The organism is Aeromonas sp. 602396 (genome assembly GCF_049173735.1).
Taxonomy (GTDB): Bacteria; Pseudomonadota; Gammaproteobacteria; order Enterobacterales; family Aeromonadaceae; genus Aeromonas; species Aeromonas veronii_A.
This window is the reverse complement of the sequence record NZ_JAAKSD010000004.1, coordinates 199,292-225,600: the sequence shown is the minus strand read 5'-3', so window position 1 is coordinate 225,600 and position 26,309 is coordinate 199,292. Positions and strand designations below refer to the sequence as shown.

General features: G+C 60.0%; 21 protein-coding genes, 1 tRNA gene and 1 riboswitch. Of the genes, 7 read left to right on the top strand and 15 right to left on the bottom strand.

Annotated features, from left to right (window positions below; all coding sequences use genetic code 11):
• Window positions 1–108 precede the first annotated feature (108 nt).
• Window positions 109–1,374 carry a tyrosine--tRNA ligase gene (gene tyrS, locus G5229_RS07890; protein WP_421208921.1) on the bottom strand — a complete coding sequence of 422 codons (1,266 nt, stop codon included), beginning with the start codon at window positions 1,372–1,374 and terminating at the stop codon, window positions 109–111.
• Between the two features lie 146 nt (window positions 1,375–1,520).
• Here tyrS and G5229_RS07885 point away from each other — a divergent pair, with 146 nt between their 5' ends.
• A complete protein-coding gene (locus tag G5229_RS07885; RefSeq protein WP_421208920.1) occupies window positions 1,521–2,330 on the top strand; it encodes a helix-turn-helix transcriptional regulator in 810 nt (269 codons plus the stop codon).
• Window positions 2,331–2,337: 7 nt separating this feature from the next.
• Here the strand turns inward: G5229_RS07885 and G5229_RS07880 are convergent, their stop codons facing one another.
• Window positions 2,338–3,117 (bottom strand): substrate-binding periplasmic protein, encoded by a 780-nt coding sequence (locus tag G5229_RS07880; protein ID WP_421208919.1) that lies wholly within the window; start codon window positions 3,115–3,117, stop codon window positions 2,338–2,340.
• A gap of 109 nt (window positions 3,118–3,226) precedes the next feature.
• Window positions 3,227–4,459, bottom strand: a complete 1,233-nt coding sequence (locus tag G5229_RS07875; protein WP_421208918.1) for a hypothetical protein — start codon at window positions 4,457–4,459, stop codon at window positions 3,227–3,229.
• A 644-nt stretch (window positions 4,460–5,103) separates the two neighbouring features.
• Here G5229_RS07875 and G5229_RS07870 point away from each other — a divergent pair.
• Together G5229_RS07870 and G5229_RS07865 are read left to right on the top strand one after the other, a co-directional pair.
• Window positions 5,104–5,601 carry a GNAT family N-acetyltransferase gene (locus tag G5229_RS07870; RefSeq protein WP_421208917.1) on the top strand — a complete coding sequence of 166 codons (498 nt, stop codon included), beginning with the start codon at window positions 5,104–5,106 and terminating at the stop codon, window positions 5,599–5,601.
• Between the two features lie 4 nt (window positions 5,602–5,605).
• Window positions 5,606–6,460: an AraC family transcriptional regulator gene (locus tag G5229_RS07865; protein ID WP_421208916.1), complete on the top strand. Its 855-nt coding sequence runs from the start codon at window positions 5,606–5,608 to the stop codon at window positions 6,458–6,460.
• 96 nt (window positions 6,461–6,556) lie between these two features.
• On the opposite strand, the gene G5229_RS07860 is transcribed toward G5229_RS07865, so the two are convergent.
• A complete protein-coding gene (locus tag G5229_RS07860) occupies window positions 6,557–7,144 on the bottom strand; it encodes a superinfection exclusion B family protein (protein ID WP_216952701.1) in 588 nt (195 codons plus the stop codon).
• Between the two features lie 169 nt (window positions 7,145–7,313).
• Window positions 7,314–7,420, top strand: a riboswitch (yybP-ykoY riboswitch).
• A gap of 88 nt (window positions 7,421–7,508) precedes the next feature.
• Here G5229_RS07860 and G5229_RS07855 point away from each other — a divergent pair.
• Window positions 7,509–8,495, top strand: a complete 987-nt coding sequence (locus G5229_RS07855) for a sodium:calcium antiporter (RefSeq protein ID WP_227341555.1) — start codon at window positions 7,509–7,511, stop codon at window positions 8,493–8,495.
• Between the two features lie 67 nt (window positions 8,496–8,562).
• Here G5229_RS07855 and G5229_RS07850 read toward each other — a convergent pair whose 3' ends face one another.
• The 3 genes from G5229_RS07850 to pepA all read right to left on the bottom strand — a co-directional run bounded on the left by G5229_RS07850 (window position 8,563) and on the right by pepA (window position 13,618).
• Window positions 8,563–11,415 carry a valine--tRNA ligase gene (locus G5229_RS07850; RefSeq protein WP_421208915.1) on the bottom strand — a complete coding sequence of 951 codons (2,853 nt, stop codon included), beginning with the start codon at window positions 11,413–11,415 and terminating at the stop codon, window positions 8,563–8,565.
• 64 nt (window positions 11,416–11,479) lie between these two features.
• Entirely contained in the window at window positions 11,480–11,935 is a 456-nt protein-coding gene (locus G5229_RS07845; protein ID WP_100644885.1) for a DNA polymerase III subunit chi, read from the bottom strand.
• A 174-nt stretch (window positions 11,936–12,109) separates the two neighbouring features.
• On the bottom strand, window positions 12,110–13,618 hold the full coding sequence (gene pepA, locus G5229_RS07840; RefSeq protein WP_005336423.1) for a leucyl aminopeptidase: 1,509 nt from the start codon (window positions 13,616–13,618) through the stop codon (window positions 12,110–12,112).
• Window positions 13,619–13,790: 172 nt separating this feature from the next.
• Here pepA and lptF point away from each other — a divergent pair, with 172 nt between their 5' ends.
• A complete protein-coding gene (gene lptF, locus G5229_RS07835) occupies window positions 13,791–14,903 on the top strand; it encodes an LPS export ABC transporter permease LptF (RefSeq protein ID WP_005342794.1) in 1,113 nt (370 codons plus the stop codon).
• Between the two features lie 26 nt (window positions 14,904–14,929).
• Window positions 14,930–16,000: an LPS export ABC transporter permease LptG gene (lptG, locus tag G5229_RS07830; protein WP_216952705.1), complete on the top strand. Its 1,071-nt coding sequence runs from the start codon at window positions 14,930–14,932 to the stop codon at window positions 15,998–16,000.
• Window positions 16,001–16,066: 66 nt separating this feature from the next.
• Here lptG and G5229_RS07825 read toward each other — a convergent pair whose 3' ends face one another.
• Complete coding sequence (locus G5229_RS07825; protein WP_421172973.1) at window positions 16,067–16,600, bottom strand: RDD family protein; 534 nt, start codon at window positions 16,598–16,600, stop codon at window positions 16,067–16,069.
• Between the two features lie 143 nt (window positions 16,601–16,743).
• Here G5229_RS07825 and G5229_RS07820 point away from each other — a divergent pair.
• Window positions 16,744–16,829, top strand: a tRNA-Leu gene (locus G5229_RS07820).
• Window positions 16,830–17,066: 237 nt separating this feature from the next.
• On the opposite strand, the gene G5229_RS07815 is transcribed toward G5229_RS07820, so the two are convergent.
• The 7 genes from G5229_RS07815 to G5229_RS07785 form a co-directional block, all read right to left on the bottom strand.
• Complete coding sequence (locus G5229_RS07815) at window positions 17,067–17,690, bottom strand: PepSY-associated TM helix domain-containing protein (RefSeq protein WP_421208914.1); 624 nt, start codon at window positions 17,688–17,690, stop codon at window positions 17,067–17,069.
• A gap of 64 nt (window positions 17,691–17,754) precedes the next feature.
• Window positions 17,755–19,797: a TonB-dependent receptor gene (locus G5229_RS07810; protein ID WP_421208913.1), complete on the bottom strand. Its 2,043-nt coding sequence runs from the start codon at window positions 19,795–19,797 to the stop codon at window positions 17,755–17,757.
• Between the two features lie 291 nt (window positions 19,798–20,088).
• Window positions 20,089–21,126, bottom strand: a complete 1,038-nt coding sequence (locus tag G5229_RS07805) for an acyltransferase (protein WP_227341551.1) — start codon at window positions 21,124–21,126, stop codon at window positions 20,089–20,091.
• 222 nt (window positions 21,127–21,348) lie between these two features.
• Window positions 21,349–22,260 carry a D-alanyl-D-alanine endopeptidase gene (pbpG, locus tag G5229_RS07800; RefSeq protein WP_042053464.1) on the bottom strand — a complete coding sequence of 304 codons (912 nt, stop codon included), beginning with the start codon at window positions 22,258–22,260 and terminating at the stop codon, window positions 21,349–21,351.
• 259 nt (window positions 22,261–22,519) lie between these two features.
• A complete protein-coding gene (gene yjeM, locus G5229_RS07795) occupies window positions 22,520–23,986 on the bottom strand; it encodes a glutamate/gamma-aminobutyrate family transporter YjeM (RefSeq protein WP_421208912.1) in 1,467 nt (488 codons plus the stop codon).
• A 436-nt stretch (window positions 23,987–24,422) separates the two neighbouring features.
• Window positions 24,423–25,301 carry an EamA family transporter gene (locus G5229_RS07790; protein WP_421172968.1) on the bottom strand — a complete coding sequence of 293 codons (879 nt, stop codon included), beginning with the start codon at window positions 25,299–25,301 and terminating at the stop codon, window positions 24,423–24,425.
• A 33-nt stretch (window positions 25,302–25,334) separates the two neighbouring features.
• Window positions 25,335–26,255 carry an ABC transporter substrate-binding protein gene (locus tag G5229_RS07785; RefSeq protein WP_216952722.1) on the bottom strand — a complete coding sequence of 307 codons (921 nt, stop codon included), beginning with the start codon at window positions 26,253–26,255 and terminating at the stop codon, window positions 25,335–25,337.
• Window positions 26,256–26,309: the final 54 nt, after the last annotated feature.

Below are 26,309 nucleotides of genomic sequence, written 5' to 3'. Positions count from 1 at the left end.
TGCCAGTATGGTGGCTGCTGACGGGAGAGGCTGTGAGGGGGATCGCAACTCGGGAGTCAAAAGGGATTCAGGGGGCGGGCAGGGAGGCTGTGCTCCCCGCCCTGCGGCTTATTGCCACGCCACCAAGTGATACTGCTTTTTGCCCCGGCGCAGCAGCAGGTAGCGGCCAAACAGCCGATCAGTGGCACTCAGCTGATCATCTTGCTTGAGCACACCATTGAGGCTGATAGCGCCCGCCGCCAGCAGCTCGCGGGCGATGCGTTTGGAGTTCGCCAGACCGCAGCTGACCAGCAGGCTGACCAGATCCGTCTCGCCGCTGACGGTGCTGCACGGCATGCCATCCTGCGCCAGCTGGGCCAGATCGCTCTCGCCGAGGCGGGCCACATCGCCGCTAAACAGTAACTCGCTGATGCGCTGCACCGCCGCCAGCGCCGCCTTGCCGTGTACCAGCTCGGTCAGCTCGTTCGCCAACACCTGCTGGGCCTGCTTTCGCCCCTGCCGCTTGGTATCTTCCGCCTCCAGTGCATCAATCTCGCTCAGCGACATAAAGCTGTAGTAGCGCAGGAAGCGGTAGACATCCTCATCCGCGGTGCCGAGCCAGAACTGGTAGAAAGCGTAAGGGGAGGTGAGCGCCGGATCGAGCCAGACCGCGCCCCCTTCGGTTTTGCCGAACTTGGTGCCGTCTGCCTTGGTGATAAGGGGCAGGGTCATGCCGTGTACCTGCGCCTGATGGAGGCGACGGGTCAGATCCATGCCGCTGGTGATATTGCCCCACTGGTCGTTGCCGCCAATCTGCAGGGTGCAGCCGAGCCGCTGGTGCAGCACTGCAAAATCGTAGGATTGCAGCAGAGCGTAGGAGAACTCGGTGAACGAGATGCCCTGATCCGGGCGGGCCAGCCGCTGGCGTACCGATTCCCGCGCCAGCATGGCATTGACCGAGAAGTGCTTGCCGATATCCCGCAGAAAATCGAGGGCGGACATCTGCCCCATCCAGTCGCCATTGTTGACCAGTTGCGGGGCCGACAGGCCCTCATCGGCGGGCAGCAGCGCCCTGATTTGGGCAGACAGGCTGGCGACCCAACCCTGCACGATATCGGCACTGTTGAGGCTGCGTTCGGTCGCCTTGAAGCTGGGATCGCCGATAAGGCCGGTTGCCCCGCCCACCAGTGCCACCGGGGTGTGGCCCGCCAACTGGAAGCGGCGCAGCATCAAGAGCGGCACCAGATGACCGATATGCAGGCTGCCGGCGGTGGGATCGAACCCGCAATAGACGGTGCGCAGGGTGGCAAGATGATCGGCCAGGGCCGCGGGGTCGGAATTCTGGGCCACAAGGCCGCGCTCGGTCAGCTCATCGAGCAGGTGGGGGTTGATCATGGGTTCTCCAACAGCAGGGGGAAAAGCCGTCATCCTCGCCGTTCTGGTTGGTGGCGGATATGTCCCCTGAGGGACGGTTTTGCCACTCTCGTGCTAGCATTCAGCCATAGCGGGGAATCGCTCCCCATCACCGGAAACGTGCCACCATGACCCAGCCACTCACCACAGATGCCTTGACCCGCAGCATGACCGAGGTGGTCGATGCCCTGCACAGCAGCGCCTTTGCGGCGGCGCTGGTGCGGCTGATCCAGCAACAGGTGGCGTTTGATTGCGCCCTGCTGCTCGGGGTGGGGCAGCGGCCCGTCTACCTCTACGACAACCTCAACCATCAGCGGGCCCTGCTGTTTGATCGCTACCTCACCAGCCACTTCAGTCAGGATCCCTTTATGCTGGCGCTGGAACAGGGCTTGCCTGCCGGCGTCTGGACCCTGGCACAGGTCTCCCAAGGGCGGCTCGATCCCGAATATCGCCACCACTTCTATCAGGCCACCGGCTGGCAGGAGGAGGTGGGGCTGATCCTGCCGGTGCGGGACGGACTGACGCTGATGCTGTTTCTGGGGCGACTCGACAAGCGCAGTACCCTCAGCCGTGACGAGCTGGCGAGGCTGGAGCAGCTGTTCCCGCTGGTGCATTCGCTCTGTCGTCAGCAGTGGCGGCAGAGTCAGCCGCTGTTGGCCCAGAGCACTGTGCTGCCAGACAGCGCCAGCCTCCGGAGTGCGGTGGAGCAGGCGATGGCGAGTGTCGGGGGCGATAGGCTTACCCGGCGCGAGCGGCAGGTGGCGGAGTTGCTGCTGCAGGGACTGGATACGGAGGCGATTGCCGCGGAGCTCGGGATTGGCAGCGGCACGGTGAAGAATCACCGCAAGCACCTCTACGGCAAGTTGCGGCTCGGCTCGCGGGCCGAGCTGTTTCATCTCTTCCTCAACCATCTGATCACCACAGAGGGAAGAGGATGAACCGGGGTTACTCGATCTTCGGTAGCTGCTTATCGCTTTGGGGAAGGTTACTGAGCCGCTGGTAGCGTTCCATCAACTGCCGGTATTCGCTACCGAGACGAACCTGATCGAGGGCTTGTTGCAACCGGGCGACCTGCTGCCGATCCGCCCGCGGGTTGAAAGCAAAGCAGTTGTCCTGTTCCTCCAGCACTGCGACAGAGATGAAATCTTCCGCGGCAAATCCCAGAGCTTTCAGTTGATGGAATAACATCACCTCGTTGCCTGCTACCAGATCTGTACGGGCCATGATGAGCTGGCGTACCACCTGCTCCATGCGCTCCACCGCCATCATGTTGCCCGGGCTGATGCCGCGGTTGAGCAGTAACTGCTCCCCCACGTCAGCCTGCATTACCCCTACCTGCAGTTTGGCCAGATCCCCCTTGCCGGTCACTCTGGGGGCATCCTGTTTTCGTCCGACCAGCGTCACTCGCGAGTGGCTGATGGGGCAAACCCATAGGAAATGGGGATCACGCTCTTTGGTTCTGGCGGTGGTAAAAAGAACGGCCTCCGGTTGCTGGGTCAGCAGATACCAACCGCGGGCCCATGGCAGAAATTGGATCGGTTGCTCCGGCTCCCCCAGCTCGCGCCACATCAGCCGCAGCAGCTCAACTGCCAGCCCGATGGGCTTGCCCTCCTTGTCCAGCCCGTTGAGGGGCATGTTCTGCTCCGAGTAATAGATAAAGGCGGACCGTGCGGGGAAGCTGGTCAGCAGGAGCAGGGCGATAAGGGCCGCGAGCAGGGATCGCATGGCGCACTCCTTGTGCAGTGAATTACCTATCAGTCTATGTGTCCTTGGCCAGAAGTTCATAGTCGGGTCGCGGATAACGCAACAGGCCACCTCGCGGTGACCTGTCGGTTTATTTTAGCAGGGCCTCCATCTCCGCCTCAGCCTTGGCACGCGCTTCGGCTTCTGCCTCTCTGGCGGTATCGGCGATGCTCTCTCCGGCCGTATGGGGGGCGGCACTGACAGCCTGTTTGGCAGGGGCGGCAATGGCCTTGGCCGCTTCTTGCGTTGCAGTCGCAGCGGCACTGCTGACAGCCTGTTTGGCTGGCGCAGCAACGGCCTTGGTTGTTTCTTGTGTCACGGTCTCGGCGGCACTGCTGACAGCCTGTTTGGCAGGTGCGGCAATGGCCTTGGTCGCATCTTGCGTCACGGTCGTGGCGGCACTGCTGACGGCCTGTTTGGCAGGCGTGGCAACGGCCTTGGTGGCTTCTTGCGTCGCGGTCGCAGCTGCGCTGCTGACGGCTTGTTTGGCAGGAACGGCAACGGCCTTGGTGGCTTCTTGCGTCACGGTTGCGGCGGCGGTGCTGACGGCTTGTTTGGCAGGAGTGGCAACGGCCTTGGTGGCTTCTTGCGTTGCGGTCGCAGCGGTGCTGCTCACCGCCTGTTTGGCGGGTGCAGTGACTGCGGTGGTTGCACTACGGGTCAGATCGGTCGCGCTTTGGCTTACCGCTTGGGTGGCCTGCCCTGTGGCGTTGGCGGCTGCGCCGCTGATGGCCTGGCTGGCGCTGTTGGTCAGCGAGCCGGTGACGCCGCGAGTCACTGTGCCCAGCGCGCTGCCAAGGGAGAAGGGGGAGGCGCCACTCTGACTGGTTGCCGTACCGGTCAGGGCATTGGCCGCCGGGGTGAGCTGGCTGGTGGGGGTCTGCCAGCCCTGCATGGCGGTTGGCCAGGTCGGTGCCGTGCCCGCCAGATTTTCGCCGAAGGTCAGGGTGGTGCCATCCCCTTTTTGCAGCAATACAGACATCTGGTTGGTTTGCGAGTTCCACACCATCCCCGCCTGCTTGGCGATATCCGGCACGGGCGCATACTCGGAGACCACATAGAAAAGCGGCCCCTCCTGCTGTAACTTGTCGGCCGTCTTGAGCAACTGCATGGTGCTGTCGTAATTGGGGCCAAGGATGGCGGTCATCCGATCCTTGATCAGGGGTTGTTCGAACAGATTGACCTCGTTCGGGTCAAAGCCGACCAGCGGCTTGAGCAGGGCCCACATCAGCTGGCTGGTGGGGCTCATCATCAGCAATGGAGCAACGCAGGCGGACAACATCAGGCTCAGGCAGGCAGCCTTGAGCAACGGCATGATACGCATTGGGATAAGATCCAAATAACGATTTGATAAATAAGGTTATATTTTGTCAGGACGTGACAAATTCACCGGGAGTTTGCGCGTGGCAGCGAGAGACTGCCCGCAGGCGCTGGCAGGCTACCATATTGGTTCCACAATGCCAGCAGGCTGTATGATTATCCGTCAAGTAAACTCGGGGCCGGGTTGATTGCTGGAGTGGGCCTGAGAGTCTGGCGTTCCCCTGCGATGGTGCTGCCAGTGGCCACATGGCAGCAAAACCAGAAGAGGATTTCAGGGGGCCAGTGAGGCTTTTCTTGATCCAGCTAAAGACATGGACGTGATCCCTGTCGCATAATGCAGCTCCTTTCTACTCTTGGCTGGAACCTAAGAAATGGCTCGTCGCTCTTCCAATGCACAACGTCGTCGCAGTAGCTGGTGGTACAAACGCCTGTTGGCAAGGGAGCGGCAAGAGCGCGAAGCGCGTTCCGTCCGGGATTGATAAAGCATTGAAAAACGGAGCGTTTGCTCCGTTTTTTTTCACCTATGAAACTGGCTGAATGGCTCAGTGTGCAGCCCTGTCTGCCGACAATAAATCACTCTGACCGTGCCGGTTGTATGGACTGATGCGATGGATGATGCATGATGGACGTTTCGAGAAGGAGCCTCATATGCAGATTACCATCCGTCATGCCGAATCCGCCGATGCCCCCGCCTTGCGGGATCTCTATGCCATGCCCAATGCCCAGGCGGGCACTTTGCACTTGCCTATGTCTCCCCTTAGCCAGTGGCAGAAGCGGTTGGAGAGTGACAGCGTGGTGGCACTGGTCGCCGATGTTGACGGCTTGCTGGTAGGCCAGCTCTCGCTGCTGGTTGAGCCCAATCCGAGACGCAAGCATGTGGCCTGTATCGGTATGGGGGTACGGGATGACTGGGCAGGCAAGGGGGTGGGCTCTGCCCTGATGGCTGCGGCGCTGGATCTGGCCGATAACTGGCTCAACCTGCACCGGATTGAGCTGACGGTTTTTGTCGATAACGAAGCGGCGCGGGCGCTCTATCACAAGTTCGGCTTTGTGGAGGAGGGTCGGGCCCGCGACTATGCCTTCCGGCAAGGGCGCTATGTGGATGTGTTCTATATGGCCAGAGTTACGGGGGGCGTCAGTCGCTAATGGCATGGTCGATTATCAGGCCAGATTGCGCCCGGTGATCCGGGCGCTGGAGCAGAATCCCGAGCTCTGCCTCAGTGAGGCGGCCAGTCTTGCGGCGCTCTCCAGCTATCACTTTCATCGGGTCTTTACCGCCGTCACCGGTGAAACCCCGGCCGAGATGCAGCGTCGCCTGCGGTTGGAGCGGGCTGCTCGCTCTCTCTGCTACAGTCGCGACCCGATCTCCGAGATTGCCTTCTCGGCCGGTTTTGCCAGCTCACAGGCCTTTGCCAAGGCGTTTCGCAAGCAGTTTGCCATGGCACCGGGGATGTTGCGCCGCCAGCCGTCACTCTTGCAACTGAGCAAGAATGGACACGCGGCTGCCCGGGTCTCTGATTATGCTGAAGGCCGTTCCAGTGAAAGGAGGCTACAGATGAAAACCGAACAGATGGCTGCGCGCACTCTGGCCTATATCCGGGTCACCGGCCCTTACGGCATAGGCTATGAGCCGGTGTGTGACCAGCTCTATCAATGGGCTGTCGGGTTGGGCTTGGCCGAAGGGGAGTGGATCTTCATCTACCACGACAACCCCGAAGTGACGGCTCCCCAGCAGTGCCGCACCGATATTTGCGTCACCGTGCCGGCGGGGACCAAAGGCCGCGGCAATGTGGAGATCCAGCAGCTGGCGGGCGGCCGCTATGGCCAGTCACGTTTTACCGTGACCGACCCGGCCCAGTACCCCGCACTCTGGCAGCAACATATCGGTGAGGTGGTAGCGGCCGGTTTCGAATTTGATGATCGACCCTGTTTCGAGCTCTATCACAGCTTCGATCCGGTGACCAAGGTTGCGGATGTGAGCTTTTGCTCCAGCCTAAAGGGTTAGGGCACAACAAGACGTAAGGGATGGTACAGAGCATCGCGCAGAAATTAGAGAGCCGGACAGTGTCCGGCTCTTTTGCATCTGGCGGTTGGGGGGCGGTTAGCGCTGGAACCCCTTCTGGGCGAACTTGGGGCGGGCGTTCATGATCTGCTCCACCTGTTCGTCGCTCATCTTGCCACGCGACAGCCCCAGCACCTTGTAGGTGAGCAGCGGTCGGGCGGGCAGGGCGATCATCAGGGCGCGGATCTGGTTCTCGTCATCCTTATCTCGGGTCGGCTTGCCGTAGGCATAGGTGAGGACGCCGGCATCCATCAGGTTTTTGACGGCGGGCTCGGTGATCGGCAAGTTTATGACGCTTTTACGCTGTAGCACGAACTCGCGCAGCACCGCCTTTTCGTTGAAGTCGAGGAAGCCGATCATCTGGGCCAGCTGGTCCTGCTGACGGCGCGCCTGCCACTCTTCGCAAGCCCACTCCCAGGCGATCAGGAAGCCCTGACTGCAGAAGTAGGAGATGGCGATCAGCATGCCGACCCCCAGCCAGGCCGCATGATCCGCAGCCCACTGGCTGACGGCCCCTTTCATCAGCCCGGCCGGAAACAGCAAAATGATGCTGCAACAGAGCAACAACCAGACCATTAGCCAATTGAGGCGGCTGAGTTGATAGAAATGTTGGATCCACCGTTTCATTGTTCATCCTTCCCAAACTGTTGTGGATAGTGAACTACCTACAGCAATCGGTGTGCCAACAGCGTAATGGCGCCGGGGAGGGGAGGCTGGCGATACATTTCCTTACAACTTATTGAATGAGTTGTCAGTAATTTGCCTTGTGAGGTGACGGTCGAGTTGGTAAAACGTCCCCTCAGTCATTGGGGAGTAGCAACCCGCCCGTATTCCGGGCCGGGCCCATGTCAACACTCTTGGATCCTCGCATCCATGGCATGGGCGGCGATAGGCACTATCGCTCTGCAAGACCTTTGGCCTCGATATGCACGCCAGCCGGGCGAGCCATGTTGGGTCCATCGGTTATTCTGCTCGCCTGGCGGTATCTATTATGTTGATTACCCTGCTGTTATTTCTCGTCTCTGCGGTCACCATCTACCTTGCCTGCGAATACTTCGTTAACGGCATCGAATGGACCGGACACCACTTCAAACTCTCGCAAAGTGCCACTGGTTCGCTGCTGGCTGCACTGGGTACGGCGCTGCCCGAATGCATCGTCACCCTGACCGCCCTGCTGATAGGCAATACAACCGCCCAGCAGGAGATCGGCATCGGCGCCGCCCTCGGCGGGCCGCTGGTGCTGGCCACCATCGGCTATGGTGCGGTCGGTCTCACTCTGCTGCTTTGCATGGGGCGTACCGAGCGCGCCATCAATGGGGAGGTACAGCGCGAGATTGGCCGGGATCAGCGCTGGTTTATGGGAATCTTTCTGGTGGCCACTGTACTGGGTCTGGTCGCCTTTACCGGCAAGAGCTGGCTGGCCCCGCTCTTCCTGCTGGTCTACCTCGTCTATGTAAGGCGCGAGCTGAAGCAGAGCGACAGCCATGAGGTCGAGTTGCCTGAGCCCCTCAAGCTGGCTCCAAATGCCGGGATCCCGCCTCTTGGCAAGGTGCTGCTGCAGACGCTGGCTGCGTTAGTGGTGGTGGCGCTGGCGGCACAGCTGTTTGTCCATCAGCTGGAGAGCATGGGCGAACTGTTTGGCCTCTCGCCGGTGCTGGCGGCCCTGCTGTTGAGTCCGGTGGCGACCGAGATGCCGGAGCTGATGAACGTGCTGATCTGGGTGCGACAGGGCAAGAATCGGCTGGCGCTGGCCAATATCTCCGGGGCCATGATGATCCAGGGCACTATCCCCAAGGCCTTCTGCTTGATCTTCACCCCCTGGTTGCTGGATGGTGCCATGATGGCCTCCTCGCTGGTGACGCTGCTGGCGGTGGGGTTGCTCTGGTGGGGGTTCAGAAAGGGAGTGATGACCGCCGGGCGGTTGGCGCTGGTGGGCTTGCTCTATCTCGGTTTTTGCGGCTGGCTGCTGGTGAGCTGAAGCGGGAAGCGCGGATATGAAAAAGCCCCCTTGGCAGGGGGCTTTGTTGTATCGGTTGGGGCGGTGCTTACAGCGCGGCGATTTCAGCCTGCTGGGCTTCCAGCTTGGTCAGCTGGAGACGGTAATCTTCCAGCTTCTCGCGCTCTTTGGCGATGACCGCTTCCGGCGCCTTGGCGACGAAGGCTTCGTTGCCGAGTTTGCCTTCGATACGGCCGCACTCGCCCACCAGACGGGCAACCTCTTTAGCCAGACGGGCCAGTTCGGCATCCTTGTCGATGAGACCGGCCATCGGGATCATCAGCTCGGTAGCGCCGATCAGCTTCTTCACTGACAGCGGGGCGGTTTCACCGTCCGCCAGAACGCGGATGGACTCCAGACGGGCCAGCGACTTGAGGAAGGCCTCGTTGTCAGCGGCGCGCTGGGCATCCTTGGCATCGCACTGGAGCAGCACGTTGAGGGGCACGCTCGGGGCCACGTTCATCTCGGCGCGGATGTTGCGGATGCTGACGATGAACTCCTTCACCCACTCCTGATCCGCCATCGCGGCTTCGTCCACCTTGGCGGCGTCGAACTCCGGGAAGGCCTGCATCATGATGGTGTCGGCGTGTACGCCGGCCAGCGGGGCGACCGATTTCCAGATGGTCTCGGTGATGAACGGGATGATCGGGTGCGCCAGACGCAGCAGGGTTTCCAGCACGGTCACCAGGGTGTGGCGGGCAGCGCGCTGCTCGGCCTCAGAGCCCTTGGTCAGTACCGGCTTGGTCAGCTCCAGATACCAGTCACAGAACTGGTTCCAGATAAACTCGTACAGCACGCCAGCCGCGATGTCGAAGCGGTAGGTATCGAGGGCGGTGCGGAAGTCACGGATGGCCACTTGCAGCTGGGACTGGATCCAGCGATCCGCCAGGCTGAACTGCATCTCGCCGCCGTTGAAGCCGCAATCCTGATCTTCGGTGTTCATCAGCACATAGCGGGAGGCGTTCCACAACTTGTTGCAGAAGTTGTTGTAGCCATCCAGGCGCTTCATGTCCCAGTTGATGTCACGACCGGTAGAGGCCAGCGCCGCCAGCGTGAAGCGCAGGGCGTCGGTGCCGTGGGCATCGATCCCTTCCGGGAATTGCTTGGCGGTACGCTTGGCGATCTTCTCGGCCATCTGCGGCTGCATCATGTTGCCGGTGCGCTTCTCCAGCAGATCTTCCAGCGAGATGCCATCGATCATGTCGAGGGGGTCCAGCACGTTGCCCTTGGACTTGGACATCTTCTGGCCCTCTTCGTCACGGATTAGGCCGGTGATGTAGACGGTCTTGAACGGGACTTGTGGCTGGCCGTTTTCGTCCTTGATGAAGTGCATGGTCATCATGATCATCCGGGCAATCCAGAAGAAGATGATGTCGAAGCCGCTCATCAGCACGTCGGTCGGGTGGAAGGTCTTGAGCGCCTCTGTGTTGTTCGGCCAGCCCAGGGTGGAGAAGGTCCACAGGGCGGAGCTGAACCAGGTGTCGAGCACATCTTCGTCCTGACGCAGGGTAGTCACGGACGGGATGCTGTGCTTTGCGCGCACTTCATCTTCGCTGCGGCCCACGTAGACGTTGCCGGCGTCGTCATACCATGCAGGGATGCGGTGACCCCACCACAGCTGACGGGAGACGCACCAGTCCTGAATGTCGCGCATCCAGGAGAAGTACATGTTTTCGTACTGCTTTGGCACGAACTGGATGCGGCCATCTTCCACCGCCTCGATGGCGGTCTTGGCCATCGGTGCCACGCGTACGTACCACTGGTCGGTCAGCATCGGCTCGATGGGCACGCCACCGCGATCGCCGTACGGCTGTTGCAGCACGTGATCCTTGATCTCGTCCAGCAGACCCAGCTCTTCCAGCTTGGCCAGAATCGCTTTACGGGCGGCGAAGCGCTCCAGACCGGCGAACTCGGCCGGCAGGGCGGCATCGTAGGCGGTGCTCGGGTTGCCGTTGGTATCGACCACTTCGGCCTCGGCACGCACGTGAGCGTCCAGGGTGAAGATGTTGATCATCGGCAGGCTGTGGCGCTTGCCCACTTCGTTATCGTTGAAGTCGTGGGCCGGGGTGATCTTCACGCAACCGGTGCCCTTCTCCATGTCGGCGTGTTCGTCGGCGACGATGGGGATCAGACGGTTCACCAGTGGCAGCAGGATGTGCTGGCCGATCAGCGCCTTGTAGCGCGGGTCTTCCGGGTTCACGGCCACGGCGGTATCGCCCAGCATGGTCTCCGGACGGGTGGTGGCGACAATCAGGTAATCCTTGCCTTCGGCAGTCTTGGCGCCGTTGGCCAGCGGATAGCGCAGGTGCCACATGTGGCCCTTGATCTCGCGGTTCTCCACTTCCAGATCGGAGATGGCGGTGTTGAGTTTCGGATCCCAGTTCACCAGACGCTTGCCGCGGTACATCAGGCCATCTTCGTAGAGACGAACGAACACTTCCTGCACGGCGGCGGAGAGCCCCTCATCCATGGTGAAGCGCTCGCGCTCCCAATCCACGGAGTCGCCCAGACGGCGCATCTGGCGGGTGATGGTGCCACCGGACTCTTCTTTCCACTGCCAAATCTTGTCGATGAAGGCATCACGGCCGTAATCGTGGCGAGTCTTGCCCTCTTCTGCCGCGATCTTGCGCTCAACCACCATCTGGGTGGCGATACCGGCATGGTCGGTACCTGCCTGCCACAGGGTGTTTTTGCCCTGCATGCGGTTGTAGCGGATCAGGGTATCCATCAGGGTTTGCTGGAAGGCGTGACCCATGTGCAGGCTGCCGGTGACGTTCGGCGGCGGGATCATGATGCAGAAGGAGTCTTTGCTGGTGTCGCCGTGGGGCTTGAAGTAACCCTGTGCTTCCCAATGCTGATAGAGCGCCTGTTCGATGGCGTTGTGATTAAAAGTCTTTTCCATGGTCTCGCCGTAATCTGGATGGATGGAGTCTGGTGTTGATTCTTTATGGATCAATTGGTTGCAGTCAGGGCTGCGCCGGATCCGGTGCGGCAAGGACGGGCTGATCCCTCATTTCGAGGGCATGGCCTGCCTGGCGATAGTGCTTGTAGCGCTCGCGAGCTTGCTGCTTTTGTGTTTCGTCAGTGGGGACAAAATCTACCACTTGAGCGAAGTGTCCTGCAAACAAAGGTGTCGCAGTGGCCAGATTGATGAGGCGGGCGTAGCGCCGTTTCGGTGGCTGATAGCCGATCTCCACCGGGGCCATGCCACTTTCGCCTTGCAGCTGGTGCGGCACGAAGCGCTCCGGTGGCAGTTGCCACAACAGCTCGTCCAGACGCAGGGCCTGGGCCTCATCGTTGCAGAACAGGTAGATATGGCCCGTGCCCCACGACTCGGCCGCAAGAGTACAGGCCAGTCGCTCGACCGCAGAGGCCTGCGTGTCATCCTGTTCGCTCATCAGGTAAAAGGTCACTTGGCTCATCAGGTTGATCCCGTTTTGCGGTGACGGACTGTTGACCGCCTCATGAGGCTGACGGGGCGTTTCCCGTCCGCAACTCACTGATTCAAGAATGAAACAAGGAAGAGGCGGGCCTCTTCCTTGTGGTTCAGGGTAACGCCAACCCTTCCGATGCAGCCATCGGCAGGGGCCGGAGAGTTACTCTTTCTCTTCGATATCCACGCCAGCCCGGTTCAGCAGGAACTGGGTCAGCAGGGGCACCGGACGACCGGTGGAGCCTTTGTCTTTGCCACTCTTCCAGGCAGTCCCGGCGATATCCAGGTGGGCCCAGTTGTACTTCTTGGTGAAGCGTGACAGGAAGGCGGCTGCGGTGATGGTGCCGGCCGGACGACCGCCGATGTTGGCCATGTCGGCGAACGGGCTGTCGATCTGCTCCTGATACTCGTCAAATAGCGGCAGACGCCAGGCGCGATCACCCGCCTGCTCGGAGGCGTTGAGCAGCTCGTGGGCCAGCGGGTTGTGGTTGGCCAGCAGACCCGAGGTGTGGTGGCCCAGCGCGATGACGCAGGCACCGGTCAGGGTCGCCACGTCGATGACGGTTTCCGGATCGAAGCGGTCCACATAGGTCAGCGCATCACACAGCACCAGACGACCTTCCGCATCGGTGTTGAGCACTTCGATGGTCTGGCCGGACATGGAGGTGAGGATGTCACCCGGACGATAGGCGTTGCCACCCGGCATGTTCTCGCAGCCTGCCAGCACGCCGATGACGTTGATCGGCAGTTGCAGCTGGGCCAGCGCATGCATGGTACCGAGCACGGAGGCGGCACCACCCATGTCGTACTTCATCTCGTCCATGCCGTCGGCCGGCTTGATGGAGATGCCGCCGGAGTCGAAGGTCAGACCCTTGCCAACCAGCACGATGGGCTTGGCATCCGGATGACCCTTGTATTCGATGATGGCCATCATGGCTTCGTTGTCGGAGCCGCGAGCCACGGCCAGATAGGAGTTCATGCCGAGTTCGGCCATCTCCTGCTCGCCCACCACCTTGGTGGTGATGTTGTCGTAGGCATCGGCCAGACGACGGGCCTGGGAGGCCAGATAGGCCGGGTTGCAGACGTTGGGCGGCATGTTCGCCACGTCGCGGCAGACCCGCACACCCTTGGCCACGGCCAGACCGTGAGCGATGGCTTTTTCACCAATGGTCAGTTCCCGACGCGTCGGCACGTTGAATACCAGCTTGCGCAGCGGGCGACGTGGCTCGGCCTTGTTGGTCTTGAACTGATCAAAGCTGTAGAGGCCCGCCTTGGTGGTTTCTACCGCCTGGCGCACCTTCCAATAGGTATCCCGACCCTTGACGTGCAGCTCGGTGAGGAAACAGACCGCTTCCATGGAGCCGGTTTCGTTCAGGGTGGTGATGGTCTTGTTGATGATCTGCTTGTACTGGCGTTCGTCGAGTTCCCGCTCCTTGCCGCATCCGACCAGCAGTACGCGCTCGCTGAGCACGCCCGGTACTTGATGCAGCAGCAGCATCTGGCCTGGTTTCCCTTCCAGGTCGCCACGGCGCAGCAGCGAACTGATATAGCCATCGCTGATCTTGTCCAGTTGTTCGGCAACCGGAGAGAGGCGACGCGGCTCAAATACGCCGACTACGACGCAGGCGCTCCGTTGCTTCTCTGGACTGCCACTCTTTACACTGAACTCCATGGAATCTCCTACATCCTAAAGACAAAAGGCACCTTTTATTGAATAATGCGGTGCTTGTTGGGGTATCAGAGGCGGAGCGAACAGCCACAGGCTCCGCAGTTCAAACTGGTAAAAATCCAATATACGGCCCTATTTTTCAGGCATTCGACTAAAAACACAAGTTTACTTGGGAATGACTGTGATCGTTTTCCGATATTTGTTCAGGGAAACCCTGAAAACCCAGCTGGCAGTGTTATTCGTATTGCTGCTTATCTTTGTCAGCCAACAATTTATCAAGATCATCGGTGATGCCGCCGATGGCGAGGTGCCGACACGTCTGGTCTCCACCCTGCTGCTGCTCAACTTGCCCAATATGGCGCTGTTGATGCTGCCTATCAGTCTCTTTTTAGCCATTTTGTTTGCCCATGGTCGCCTCTACGCCGAAAGCGAGATGACGGTGATGCATGCGGTGGGTTTCAGCCACCGTTTCGTAATGCGCAGCGCCATGTTGCTGGCCTTGCTGACCGCTGCAGTCGCAGCGTTCAACACCGGCTGGATCGCCCCGCAGGCCAAGGAGCGAGAGTATCAGGTGATCGACGAGTTCAAGTCGGATCCGGGGATCTCTTTCCTGCAGGCGGGCCGCTTTATGGAGCTCGATAAGGGGCGCCTGGTTGCCTATATCCAGGATTTGAACGACAACGGCTCGAAGCTGCAGAAGATCTTCATCTTGCAGCGGGCTGAAGGCAGCAACCCCCCTTCGGTGGTGGTGGCCAGCGAAGGGGTGGTGACGATCGATGAGAATGGTCTGCAGTGGCTGACTCTGAAGGATGGTTCCCGCTATGAAGGCAACTTCTCCGGCAAGCAGTTCCAGATCTCCGATTTTCGCGAGTATGGTCTGGTGATCCGTCAGCAGGAGATGGAGCGCTCCAACCGCAAGGCGGCGGCCAAACCCACCATGGAGCTGCTGGGTACCCAGGAAAACGACATGATGGGTGAATTGCAATGGCGTATCTCGCTGCCCCTCTCCATTCCGGTGCTCACCCTGCTGGTAGTTCCGCTGGCTCGGGTCAACCCCCGTCAGGGGCGCTACGCCAAGCTGTTGCCGGCCATCATGCTCTATCTCTCCTACTTCCTGCTGCTCAGTGCTGCCCGCTCGGCTATCGACAGTGGCCGGTTGCCCTACTGGCCGGGGATGTTCCTGGTTCCGCTCGGTTATCTGCTGTTTATTGGCCTGCCCCTCAATTTGCAGGGCACCAGCTGGTGGAACGGGGTAAAGAGCAAATATTTCATAAACAAATCAAAATGATGAAGCCCACATAGGAACTACCGCTGATGTTTGGCATTCTCGATAGATATATCGGCAGGGTCATTTTTATGTCGATCCTGCTGTGTGAGCTCACGCTCGTTGGTCTTGCTGCGCTCATCAAGTATGTGGAACAGCTCAAGTCTGTCGGAGAGGGCAACTACGACATGCTCAATGCTCTCTACTATGTGTTGCTCTCCATGCCCAAGGAGGCGGTGCTCTTCTTCCCGCTGGCGGCACTGCTGGGCGGTCTGATCGGTCTGGGCCAGCTGGCGACCAGCTCCGAGCTGGTGGTGATGCAGGCGGCGGGCCGCTCCAAGATCAGTATTGTAATGGCGGCGCTCAAAACCGCGATCCCGCTGATGATCCTGGTAGGACTGATGGGGGAGTATGTGGCCCCTGTCGCCAAACGGATGGCGGATGATATCCGTGCCGGTGCCATGTCGGAAGGGCGGCTTACCGTCTCGGCCTACGGGGTGTGGGCACGGGATGGCAACAACTTCGTTAATATCAACGGGGTGCGCAACGATGGTGCCCTGACCGGCATCACCCTCTATCGTTTCACCCCCGAGCGCAAGCTGATCGACGTGGTGCAGGCACGGGAGGGGGTATTTGAAAGGCATCACTGGCTGCTCAAGCAGACGCAGGTTACCCGCTTCGACGACCCGGCTCAGATCCGCAGTGAAGAGCACGACAAGATGGAGTGGAGCTCGGAGCTGACGCCCAAGCAGCTGGGGGTGGTGAGTATCGACCCCGAGAATCTCTCGGTCTCCGGTCTGCTCGACTACATCGGTTACCTGGACGCCAACAAGCAGGATGCCGGTCGCTACAAGCTGGAGATGTGGCGCAAACTGCTGTCACCGCTCTCGGTGGTGGCGATGATCCTGCTGGCCTCCTCCTTCATCTTCGGCCCACTACGCTCGGTGAGCATGGGCGCGCGGATGCTGATGGGGATCATGACCGGCTTTGCCGTCTATGTGAGTGATCGGGTGTTTGGCCCCATCAGTCTGGTCTATGCGGTACCGCCCATTCTGGCGGCTGTCGCGCCCAGCCTGCTGTTTGGCGGCATCTCCTTCTACATCCTCAGCCGCAAGCAGTAATTCACACGTGGTAATACAAAGAGGGCACCTGCTGGTGCCCTCTTTCGTTATTGCATTGATCCGGTATTACTTGTTCAACAATTCCAGATTTGCCTCTTTGCTCAGCACAATCACTTCGCATTCGGCCCAGATATCCTGGAACGCCCGTGGGCGCTTGCGGTTGAACAGGCACATCAGGTTGCCCAGACCAAAGGCGGCAGTGGCGAGACGGATCAGCGCCTGGGTAATACGGATATGGCTGCCATCTTCGTTCTGAATGCGCAGCCGCCAGGCGCGCATGCCGACGGTCTGGCCAGCGCGGGTCCAGAACCAGGTGTAGAAACCGCAGATGACGAAGGCGAGCCACAGGGTGTAGATCAGGCTCAGGGGGTGGCGGGTCAGCAACCAGACGGTATCTTCACCCGCCGGTACGCTGGCCATGCCGGTGACCAGCAGCAGCTTGGCGACCCCCATGCCGATAAAGCCGGCGATGATCAGCAGCGAAGTCACCACCAGCGCATCATAGATCAGGGCGCCGAGGCGACGCAGCAGACCTGCTGACGGGTATGGCTGAGTGGCGGGAGAGGGGGATTTTTGTTGGACTTTTTTAGGCTTGGCCATCGTTTTTATTCCATTAAGATGATGGCGGCATTCTATGTAACTGGCCCCGCATCGGCAAGGCGTTGAATAAATGAACAAACGGGAGTGTTCAATCGAAAAACACCTTGCATGGCATCGCGCCATTCGTATAATCCCTCGCAGTTGCCCGGGTGGCGAAATCGGTAGACGCAGCGGATTCAAAATCCGCCGGTGAATAACCGTGTCGGTTCGAGTCCGACCCCGGGCACCATAAAATTCATGACAAAAGGCCATCAGCAATGATGGCCTTTTGTTTTTTGGCGTTTCTACGCTTTTGGGGCGTTACTGTTGAGCTGGCAGTACTTCCCGTTACCTCTTGGTATCCCTTCTCTTTTCCCGCTCTCCGTTATTTCCTTTTCTTGATGTGGCCGCCGACATCACCGCCAGCGGCTTGTTTCTATCGCTGTTTTCTTTCCAAACCTTGCTGCATCAGATCATGGTTGCTGCGTTATCCCAGCAGGGCAAACAGCAGGGTACCGAGGCTGCCTGCGAGCGTCAGCGCGATGATGGCTCTGGGTGTGCCGTGCAGCTTGGTCCACATAAACAGGCTGGTGAGGGCGAGCAGCAGCAGGGCCAGGGCGGCGATATCGCCAAACAGCTGCCAGCCGAGGCCGGTGCCCATGCCGCGGTGCAGCCGGTTGAGGCTGGCGGCAAAGTTGGCTTGCTGCAGGTCGGTACGTACCAGCAGGGTACCCTCGACATAGCTGGCGGCCACGCTCTGGCTGAGGGTGACGCCGCGCATCTCCCACTTGGCGGGCAGGGTGAGCGGGCCGTTCGGGGTGGGCAGGGTCTGGGCCGGGGTGATCATGGTTCGCCCGTCGGCAAAGGTATCGGGATAGCGCTGTTGCAGCAGGCTTTTCAGCTGCTCCGGGCTGGCGAGTGGCGCCTCCAGCATTATCTCTTCACTCGATTTATCGGTGTGGGGGCCGGGGATGGGCAACACGGCACGGTGTTGCAGCCAGAGACCGGTGATGCCGTACATCAGCATCAGGGCGAGGGTAAAAAAACCGGCCCAGGCATGGAGGCGGCGTACCCATTTGTTGTTGTGAAGGGGAACTCTTCTGCGTTTCATCGTGGTTGCTTCATAAAAAAACTGGCCAGCAAGGGCTGGCCAGTCGGGGTGGTTGTCACAGAGATCAGAAGCGGTAGGTTCCGGTCAGACTCAGCTGACGGGGCGTACCCGGCATGATCTGGGTGGCACTGGTGGCGCTGACAAAGTACTCGTGATCGGTCAGGTTTTCGGCGCTCAGCTCGGCTTCCCACTGTTGCCAGCGATAACCGGCGCGCGCATCGAAGCGGGCGTAACCGGGCAGTGTGGTGGTGTTGGCGTTGTCGGCAAAGCGATCGCCCACTGCCGTCACGCCGGTTTCGCCGAACCAGCCCTGCTCGCCACTCTTGTAGCCGAGATAGAGCTGGCCATTCTGACGGGAGACGTTCATCGGGCGCTTGCCCTGCAGATCCGCATCCGCCTTGACCTGCTCCGCATCCTGAATGGCGAAGCCGCCACGCAGATAGATCTCGTCGGTCAGCTCGGCACGGGCGCTCAGCTCGATCCCTTCGGTACGTTGCAGGCCGGTAAGGATCACCTTGGTGGGATCCAGCGGGTCCTTGGTGCGCTTGTTGTACATCTCCAGTCGATAGAGGGAGAGAGTGGTCGCCAGCTTGCCGTTCAGCCAGTCACTCTTCACCCCCCCCTCGTAGAGGCGGGTGTGCTGGGGTTCCAGCCCGTTGTTCTTGTCACCCGGGGTGATGCCGATCAGCTCGCCACCCACCGGAGTGAAGGTCTTGCTGTAGGAGGTGTAGAAGGCGTGATCCTCGAGGGGATTCCACACCAGACCGAGGCGCGGGCTCAGGCTGTTGACCGAGACGCTCTCCTCCTTGTTGAGGTCGTAGCGGCGACTGGTGACGGTGAAGTCGTCACGGCGCAGCCCGCCAACCAGATGCCAGTCACCCAGGCTGAGCTGATCCTGCAGATAGAGGCCATTGCCGCGCACCTTGTGTTTGGCGTCGCTGGAGAGCTTCATGGCGCCATTGTAGGTAGGCAGTGAGCCCGGGTCGTAGAGGTTGCCGGACGGGATGGCGGTGGCGTTCTGGTAGAGCTTGGGTGTGCGCTCCTGCCAGTTCTGCTCGAAGCCGGCCAGCAGGCGATGTTCCACCGGGCCGGTCTGGAACAGACCTTCTGCCTCGGTGTTGCTGATCAGGTTCTTCGCTTTGAGATCCTGCTGCCAGCGGGAGCGGGTCACCTGATCCCCTTTGACGCTGGTGACATAGGTGTTGTCAAACTGGCTGTCGAGGGTGGAGTAACCGAGCTGCTGGCGCAACTGCCACTGATCGTTGATATCCCAGGAGAGGCGTGAGCGGGTGGATTGTGCCACGTCATCGATGAAGTCGCGGCTGGTATCGCTGTAGACATACTCTCGCGGCACATCGGCCGGACGGCCATTGACCCCGGGAATGCCGCGATCCGGGGTGCGGTCATGTTCGTTGCGCTCGTACTGCACCAGCCAGTTGAGGTTGTCGCTGATCTCCCAGTTGGCGGAGGGGGCCAGCAGGGTGCGCTTGCTCTTCACGCCGTTGCGGAAGCTATCTTTGTCCTCTTGCGCCATGTTGAGGCGCAGTTGCACCTGCTCACTCGCCTCGCCATTGAGGTCGGCGGCCAGTCGCTGACTGTCAAAGCCGCCGACCCGGGCGGTGACGCTGGACTCCTGCCCTTTTTGCGGCTTCTTGCTGACCCGGTTGACGATGCCCCCCGTGCTACCGCGGCCGTAGAGCACGGCAGCCGGGCCCTTGAGCACTTCCACCCGCTCGATGTTGCCGAGATCCCGGGTGTACTGCATGTCGTCGCGGAATCCGTCGAGATAGAAGTCGTTGCTGGCGCTGAAGCCGCGGATATTGACCCCGTCGAAGCGGGTATCACCGCTTGCGTTGACCCCGGGAATGCCGCTCAGGGCTTCACTCAGCGTAGGTTGGCCGAAGGCGGTCAGCTCGCTGACCTTGACGCTGTCGATGGTCTGGGGAACCAGCTTGGCTGGCGTATTGGTACGGGTTGCGGTGGCAACTTCCTGATGCTGGGAGCGTTTGCCAACCACAGTCATGGTTTCATCGGTGGCCTGGGCAGTGAAGCCGGTGCCCAGCAGTGCCAGCGAGACCAGCGTTCTGCGAAAGTGAGGGTGCTGCATATTCAATATTGACTCTTTGGATGTCGACCTGACGGCTCGAACATATTGATTTAATTATAATTAGCCTGACCCGCTTAAGCGGGATGCCAATGATATTGATTTTCATTTGTCTGGCAAGGTGAAAATGGAGGGGGCTTTGGGTGCGTGTTGTGTGGTCGGCAGAGCTCGGCTGAAAAGCAGAGCCATTACAGCAAACCGCGAGAACGAAGCGAGGGAAAAGGGCGTAGCGGAAGAAAAAGGTGCGAAATGTGAAGCGATATCCGGCCCGATAGGACGGGCCGGATATCGGACTCAGCGAGTGCTCAGCAGTCGGCGGGTGAGGGGGATAGTCGCCAGCAGGCGATAGACCAGCAGAGACGATCCCAGCAGCAGCGGCACCTTGGCGATCTCCCACAGGATGGATGCGGCCTGCGGGCCAAACACGAAGAGCCAGACCACCAGCATCATGTGCAGGCAGTAGATCCCGAGCACTTTGGGGGCCTGACGTTCAAGCCAGCTGCCCTTGCCCCACTCGGGGTTGGCCAGCAGCAGTCCAAACAGGCCGAGAGCCCAGGGAAGGGAGCCGAGCAGGAAGTCGTGGCGGGTGAGCGGCACTGCGGCAAAGTGCTGCAGCGCCCAGGCTTCACAGCCATAGAGCGTCACGCCCGCCAGCAGCAGTTGCCAGCCGGTGCGGGCATCGGGCTGCCACTGACGCTGGCGCAACAGGGCCCCGAGCGCCACAAACAGCAGGGAGAAGAAGGGGCCGTTACGGGTGAGCAGTGGCCACTCGGCGCCCAGCAGCGGCTTGGCATAGGAGCCCCCCAGCAGCGCCAGCAGGTAGAGGCCAAGACCCAGCCAGATGGCGAGCGATGGTCTGCCAAGCCGGTAACAGAGTGCCAGCAGGGCTACCGCCATGACCAGGGCTGGCAGGAACCAGAGGTGGATCATGCCGCCCACCAGCCAGCCATTGAGGGGGTCGCCGAGCTGGAATTGCCACTGCCCGCGCAGGGAGGCCAGATAGCCTTGCTGTACGGCATCCAGCGGATTGAACGGCACCAGCAGGTAGACCAGACTCCATACCAGCCAGAGCAGCAGCAAGGGGTGGCAGTAGCGCCAGGCCACGGTCAGCGGCGCTTCGCGGCTCAGTCTCGGCTGCAGAAAGTAACCGGCACAGAGGAAAAACAGCGGCACGGCAAAGCGGCATAACTGGTTGATGGTGCCGCTCAGCCAGAGCCAGGATCCACTTCCCCACAGGGCGGGATTGAACGGATTGGCGAAGGGGGATACGTGAATGGTCATCACGGCCAGAATGGCCAGTACCCGCCCGCACTCGATACTGGAAATACGCATGGTGGCTCGTCGTTACAGGGGTTGTGATGGCACGCTAAAATTCTCGCTGCTAGGTTACAACCAATTGATTCTATTAGTGTGAATTACGCTGTTGAGTAGTTACATTTTGTAACGGGATGGTGGAAGGTGTTACCTGTAACGGGAGCGGGCTCCCGTTTTTTGGGCGCGCTCATGCAGATAAAAAAGCGAGGCGGGCGCCTCGCTTGGTTGGGGATCTCGAGCTTACTGGTGAGTCAGCATGCTGCTCTGGTTGGCGGCCAGGGTGGTTCTGCCCGAGCTCTCCAGCCAGGTTTTGATCCGCTTGGCGTCGGCGACCCGATCGTTGGTGGTCTCGGCATTGAGCAACACCATGATCACCGGCTCACGATTGACCTTGGTGCCCAGCACCAGACAGCGGCCCGCTTCACGGATATAGCCGGTCTTGGAGAGGGTGAACTCCCATTGCCCTTCGCGGATCAGCCGGTTGGAGTTGAGGTAGTGCAGCTGACGCTTGTTGGTGCGCACATAACTCTGCTCGTCGGTGGAGTACTGGCGGATCAGCGGATAGGAGGCCGCTGCGGCGGCGAGCTTGGCGAGATCCTGCGCGGTGGAGACATTGCGCGGGTTGAGCCCGGTGCTGTCTGCATAGTGGGTATTCCACATCCCCAGCATGCGGGCTTTGGCGTTCATCGCCTCGACAAAGGCGCGCTGACCGCCGGGATAGTGGCGGGCCAGTGCCGAGGCGGCACGGTTTTCAGAGGACATCAGGGCGATATGGAGCATTTCGGCGCGGCTGAGCCTGGAACCTATGGCCAGGCGCGAGCCGGTTCCCTTGATGCGGTCGATGTCGGCATTGGTCACGGTGAGCATTTCGTTGAGGCGCAGGTTGGCATCCAGCACTACCAGCGCCGTCATCAGCTTGGTGAGTGAGGCGATGGGCATTACCCGGTTGCCGTTGCGCTCGGAGATCACCTCGCCGGTTCTGTGGTTGGCCACCACGAAGGCAGCCGAGCTGAGGTTGGGCACATCCCGTCGCTCGAGAAAGCCGCTGCTGCTTTTGCTGCTGGCGGAAAAGGGGTTGGCATGGGCACTGTCCATAGTGGCCGGCAGCATTACTGCGCCAAGCAACAGGGGAAGGAGGGAACGCATCATCATGATCAGCTCTACCGGACGAAATACAGGGATATCTCGCTAAGTTATATGTCGTGAACTGGCGCTTCACAATCATTCTCACCTTGATATTGATAATTTACGGCGTTGAGCGCGCTCTGGCGGCGAGGAGAACGTAAAAAGGGTCTCCATGGAGTCTTTTCTGCATTAACAATATGGGCTGGTCGTGATGGCGAGCGGAAGCCGGCGCTAAAAAAAATCGGGACCAGAACAGTCCCGATTGGCATGGAGCATTGCTTACCGTTTAGTGGGCATCTTCCTGCTTGATCTTGAAGCGCATGGCGATCACCACGAACAGCAGCGGGCCAATGATGGTCCAGACGCCGGTGGAGATATCGCCGGAGATAAAGGGGGCGACCACGGTAAAGACGTTGCCGAAGGCGACCAGGATCAGGCTGATGATGGTGGCAAACAGTACCGAGCCCGCGCTCTTGAAGAAGATCAGGTCCTTGCCCAGCGCCGGGTTGTTGCGATAGCGATACCAGGCGTAGATGAGGAACATGTAGGGCAGGGTCATGCCGACGTTGGTCATGGTGATGATCAGCTCATAGAGGGCGGCGGCCCCTTCCGGGTTGATCAGGGTAAAGATGGACTTGGCGGCAATGAACAGACAGACCACCCAGGCTTGCACCTTGAGGGCTTCAATCCGCACGCCATTCTCGTTCTCGCGCTGGAAACGCTCCGGCCAGAAGTAGCTCGGGGTGCCGGTGATGAACTGGCGCAGCGGCGCGTAGGAGAGGGCGATAAAGGCACCCAGATAGCTCAGGAACATACCAAGGCCAGCAAAGCGCATGAACACCTGTCCCAGCCACTCGCCACCCAGATGGCGCCCCAGCTCCAGCATGATGATGAAAAGGGCGGAGAGTGAGGTGATCCCCTCGGCCGGGAAGTCGCTCCAGCGCATGATGGAGCCGACCGCCAGAAAGCCGATGATGTAGCAGAGCACGATGAAGGCGCCGGAGAGGAAGATGCCGCGCTTGAGGTCGCGCTCCGGATCTTCCAGCTCGTCAGCCACCCCGGCCATCGCCTCGACCCCGCCGTAGGCGAAGATGGCGAACACCATAAAGCCGAGGAAGGGGATGATGTCGTTGAAAGCGGCATTGGGAGAAGCCGTCAGCGATGCCTGGGTGAAGGGCTCCTGCAGAGTCATGCCGCTCACCGCGAAGGTGAAGACGCCACCGACCAGCAGCAACACGTTGAGTGCCACCACGGAGAGACCGCCGATGGCCGCCACTTTGGCGAAGCGGGCGCTACCCAGGGTGATGAGCTTGGTGACGGTGGCAACCAGCGCGATGGCGACCACTCCCAGAATAAAGGGGCCGAAGTCGATGCTGGTGCCCAGGGTGACCGGGATGACGGTGATGTCGCGGCCAAACAGCATGAAGGAGAGGGGCACCCACATAGAGAGCGCCTTGCCAAACATCCAGATGACGTAGGAGGCGAACCACATGGTCAGACCGATAAAGGCGAATCGGGTCGAGACCGAGTGGCGCATCCAGGTAAAGATGCCGCCCGCCTCTTTGCGAAAGCCGGTACCAAACTCAATCATCATCAAAATGAACGGGATGAAGAAAAACAGACCGCCGATCACGAACATCGGAATGGCGGCATATCCCATTCGGTAAAAACCGATCCCGATATTAGTGACGCCAAATACCGATGTTAATATCATCAATATAAAGGCGCCCAACTTCAGCTTTTTTGCCGACATATTAAAAACTCCCTGATGGTGCTGGATTTAAAATAATCAAAAATTAAACAGACGAAACCGGACCCATTAATAACGCGGTAGCGCCATGCCATCCTGCTGTGGCGGGCGCGATCGGGTCATCTCTGACCGGGCTGGCTTACCCGTCAGGCGGTCAATGAATGTATGGGCGGAGCGGCATGGTCTGTGCCATGCGCAGTATTGGTCAGCGTTGCCGAAAATTAACTGTGAACGATTTTATCATTAATGCTGTTTGGCAGGTAAGTTTCCCGAATGAAGCTGTGGTTGAAATAAACAGACCTGCCAGTTAATTGATACGTTGCGGATGTAAACATTTACGCCCGGGCCGACACTTATTTCCATTAGTTGGTATTCGGCATATTTGGCGGAGTGAATTACGCCATCCTGTCAGATAAATCTGCACCAATGGCGACAGCGCTTATCCTCCCAGCCGGGTCAGCAGCACGCCGCCGGTTATAATGGCCGCCGCCGTCAGCCGCATGCGCCCGAGCGGCTCTTTCAGCAGCCAGACCGAGAGCAGCATGGCAAACAGCACACTGCTTTCGCGCAGAGCCGCGACCACGCCAATGGGTGCTTGGGTCATGGCCCAGATAACAATCCCGTAGGCGAGCAGTGACATGGCACCTCCTGCCATTCCCGCCATCGCATGGCGACGGATCTGGCGCCATGCGTTGCGTTTCTGGTGGACGATCAGCACCAGCAGCATCGCCAGCCCGGTGCAGGCAAAGAGCCAGAGGGTGTAGCGTACCGGTTCACCCCCTGCGCGGGCGCCGGCTCCATCCGAGAGGGTATAGGTCGCCGTGAACATGGCCGTGATCAGTGCTGCCCGAACCGCTTTGCTGTCAAGGCGCTGCTGCCCACCTCGCCAGGCCATCAGCAAGACCCCCATGATCAGCACGCAGGCGCCGATGATGCCGCCGTAACCGGGGTAGTCCCCCAGCAGCAGGGCACTTAACGCCATGGCGAGCAGCGGGGCACTGCCACGGGCCAGCGGATAGATCTGGCCAAAATCGCCCTGATTGTAGGCATGGCTGAGAAACAGGCAGTAACCGATATGGAGCAGGACTGAGAGGCCGAGCCAGGGCAGCTCGGCAGCAGAGGGAAGCCCCATGGGCAGCAGCGCCACGGCGGCGATAAGCCCTGAAAAGATCGCCACCAGTGACACCCCCACCAGCCGCTCTTCGCCAATTTTGACCAGCGCATTCCAGCTGGCGTGAAGCAGGGCTGCCAGCAGAACGGCAAAAAAGACGGTGGTGCTCATGGGAAAAGGCTCTCGGGCGATGGGGGCCAACAGCATACCCGCCTGGAGCCTGATTGGCCGAGATCTTTATCAAAGCTTCGGTTTCTCGGGGTTCTTCTCCTGCTTGGTGGTGCTGCCCAGTTGCCCCAGCACCAGTTTGGGGTGGGGATCTGTCTGCAGCGGAATATCCTGCAACTGCGTTCCCTGCTGGTGGCGATGGATGATTACTGCGGCCATCTTGCCCAGCGCCTCGTAGCTGCTGATGGTGCCCACGCTGCAGCCGTGCTCGACGAACAGCTCTGCACTGCAGATGGTAGGGATGGCAGCTGCGTTGAGTGCATTCAGCAAACGGGGGGCGATGGAGAGCAGATAGCTGTCTGCGGCCAGAAAGACGATGTCGTTTTTGGCATCCTGTTGCAGCCGCTTCAACTCGTTCTCCAGTCGCTTTGGATCCGGTGCTATACGCCAGGTTGCGACTTGCCATTGGTAGCCTTTGGCCGCGTTGATCAGCATGTCGGCCACCAGCAGGGTGTTTTGCTCCCGCGGGTTGAAGGGTAGCAGCAGCCGCTTATCCGATGGGAGGTACTTGCTGGCATTGGCCAGTTGCAGCGCCATCGGCACCATATTGCTTACCCCGGCCACCATGCTGTTCTGGGCTTTGTCTTCCGAGAGAAAACCTGCCCCGACAGGATCTGAAACCACATTGAATATCATGGGCTTGCGATTGGCGACCAAACTCTTTGCCATGGTGGTGGCTGTGGTACCGAAGGTGTAGATGTAGTCGTATTCGGCCAGTTTCGGCAGCATCTGCTGACGTAGCATGGTCGCCAGCGCCGTGCGATCCTGATTGGCATTGTAGACGGTGATGGTGGTCTGATAGCCAAGTCGGGTCAGTTCGGCCCGAAAGCCCGCCTCGGCGGCGGTTTCGCCACGCCACAGTACCATGGCGATATTGAGGGCGTGAGCGGGAAGAGCCAGCAGCAAGAGCAGGACGAAAAGCAGCCTGACCATGATCATCTCTCCGGCGATACATCTACTGTTGAGCCTAGGCCAGTTTGTGGTTTT

Excerpts from the sequence above, each read along its gene's own strand:
- tyrS (WP_421208921.1), bottom strand. The coding sequence starts at position 1,374 with ATGATCAACCCCCACCTGCTCGATGAGCTGACCGAGCGCGGCCTTGTG.
- G5229_RS07885 (WP_421208920.1), top strand. The coding sequence starts at position 1,521 with ATGACCCAGCCACTCACCACAGATGCCTTGACCCGCAGCATGACCGAG.
- G5229_RS07880 (WP_421208919.1), bottom strand. The coding sequence starts at position 3,117 with ATGCGATCCCTGCTCGCGGCCCTTATCGCCCTGCTCCTGCTGACCAGC.
- G5229_RS07875 (WP_421208918.1), bottom strand. The coding sequence starts at position 4,459 with ATGCGTATCATGCCGTTGCTCAAGGCTGCCTGCCTGAGCCTGATGTTG.
- G5229_RS07870 (WP_421208917.1), top strand. The coding sequence starts at position 5,104 with ATGCAGATTACCATCCGTCATGCCGAATCCGCCGATGCCCCCGCCTTG.
- G5229_RS07865 (WP_421208916.1), top strand. The coding sequence starts at position 5,606 with ATGGTCGATTATCAGGCCAGATTGCGCCCGGTGATCCGGGCGCTGGAG.
- G5229_RS07860 (WP_216952701.1), bottom strand. The coding sequence starts at position 7,144 with ATGAAACGGTGGATCCAACATTTCTATCAACTCAGCCGCCTCAATTGG.
- G5229_RS07855 (WP_227341555.1), top strand. The coding sequence starts at position 7,509 with ATGTTGATTACCCTGCTGTTATTTCTCGTCTCTGCGGTCACCATCTAC.
- G5229_RS07850 (WP_421208915.1), bottom strand. The coding sequence starts at position 11,415 with ATGGAAAAGACTTTTAATCACAACGCCATCGAACAGGCGCTCTATCAG.
- G5229_RS07845 (WP_100644885.1), bottom strand. The coding sequence starts at position 11,935 with ATGAGCCAAGTGACCTTTTACCTGATGAGCGAACAGGATGACACGCAG.
- pepA (WP_005336423.1), bottom strand. The coding sequence starts at position 13,618 with ATGGAGTTCAGTGTAAAGAGTGGCAGTCCAGAGAAGCAACGGAGCGCC.
- lptF (WP_005342794.1), top strand. The coding sequence starts at position 13,791 with ATGACTGTGATCGTTTTCCGATATTTGTTCAGGGAAACCCTGAAAACC.
- lptG (WP_216952705.1), top strand. The coding sequence starts at position 14,930 with ATGTTTGGCATTCTCGATAGATATATCGGCAGGGTCATTTTTATGTCG.
- G5229_RS07825 (WP_421172973.1), bottom strand. The coding sequence starts at position 16,600 with ATGGCCAAGCCTAAAAAAGTCCAACAAAAATCCCCCTCTCCCGCCACT.
- G5229_RS07815 (WP_421208914.1), bottom strand. The coding sequence starts at position 17,690 with ATGAAACGCAGAAGAGTTCCCCTTCACAACAACAAATGGGTACGCCGC.
- G5229_RS07810 (WP_421208913.1), bottom strand. The coding sequence starts at position 19,797 with ATGCAGCACCCTCACTTTCGCAGAACGCTGGTCTCGCTGGCACTGCTG.
- G5229_RS07805 (WP_227341551.1), bottom strand. The coding sequence starts at position 21,126 with ATGCGTATTTCCAGTATCGAGTGCGGGCGGGTACTGGCCATTCTGGCC.
- pbpG (WP_042053464.1), bottom strand. The coding sequence starts at position 22,260 with ATGATGATGCGTTCCCTCCTTCCCCTGTTGCTTGGCGCAGTAATGCTG.
- yjeM (WP_421208912.1), bottom strand. The coding sequence starts at position 23,986 with ATGTCGGCAAAAAAGCTGAAGTTGGGCGCCTTTATATTGATGATATTA.
- G5229_RS07790 (WP_421172968.1), bottom strand. The coding sequence starts at position 25,301 with ATGCTGTTGGCCCCCATCGCCCGAGAGCCTTTTCCCATGAGCACCACC.
- G5229_RS07785 (WP_216952722.1), bottom strand. The coding sequence starts at position 26,255 with ATGGTCAGGCTGCTTTTCGTCCTGCTCTTGCTGCTGGCTCTTCCCGCT.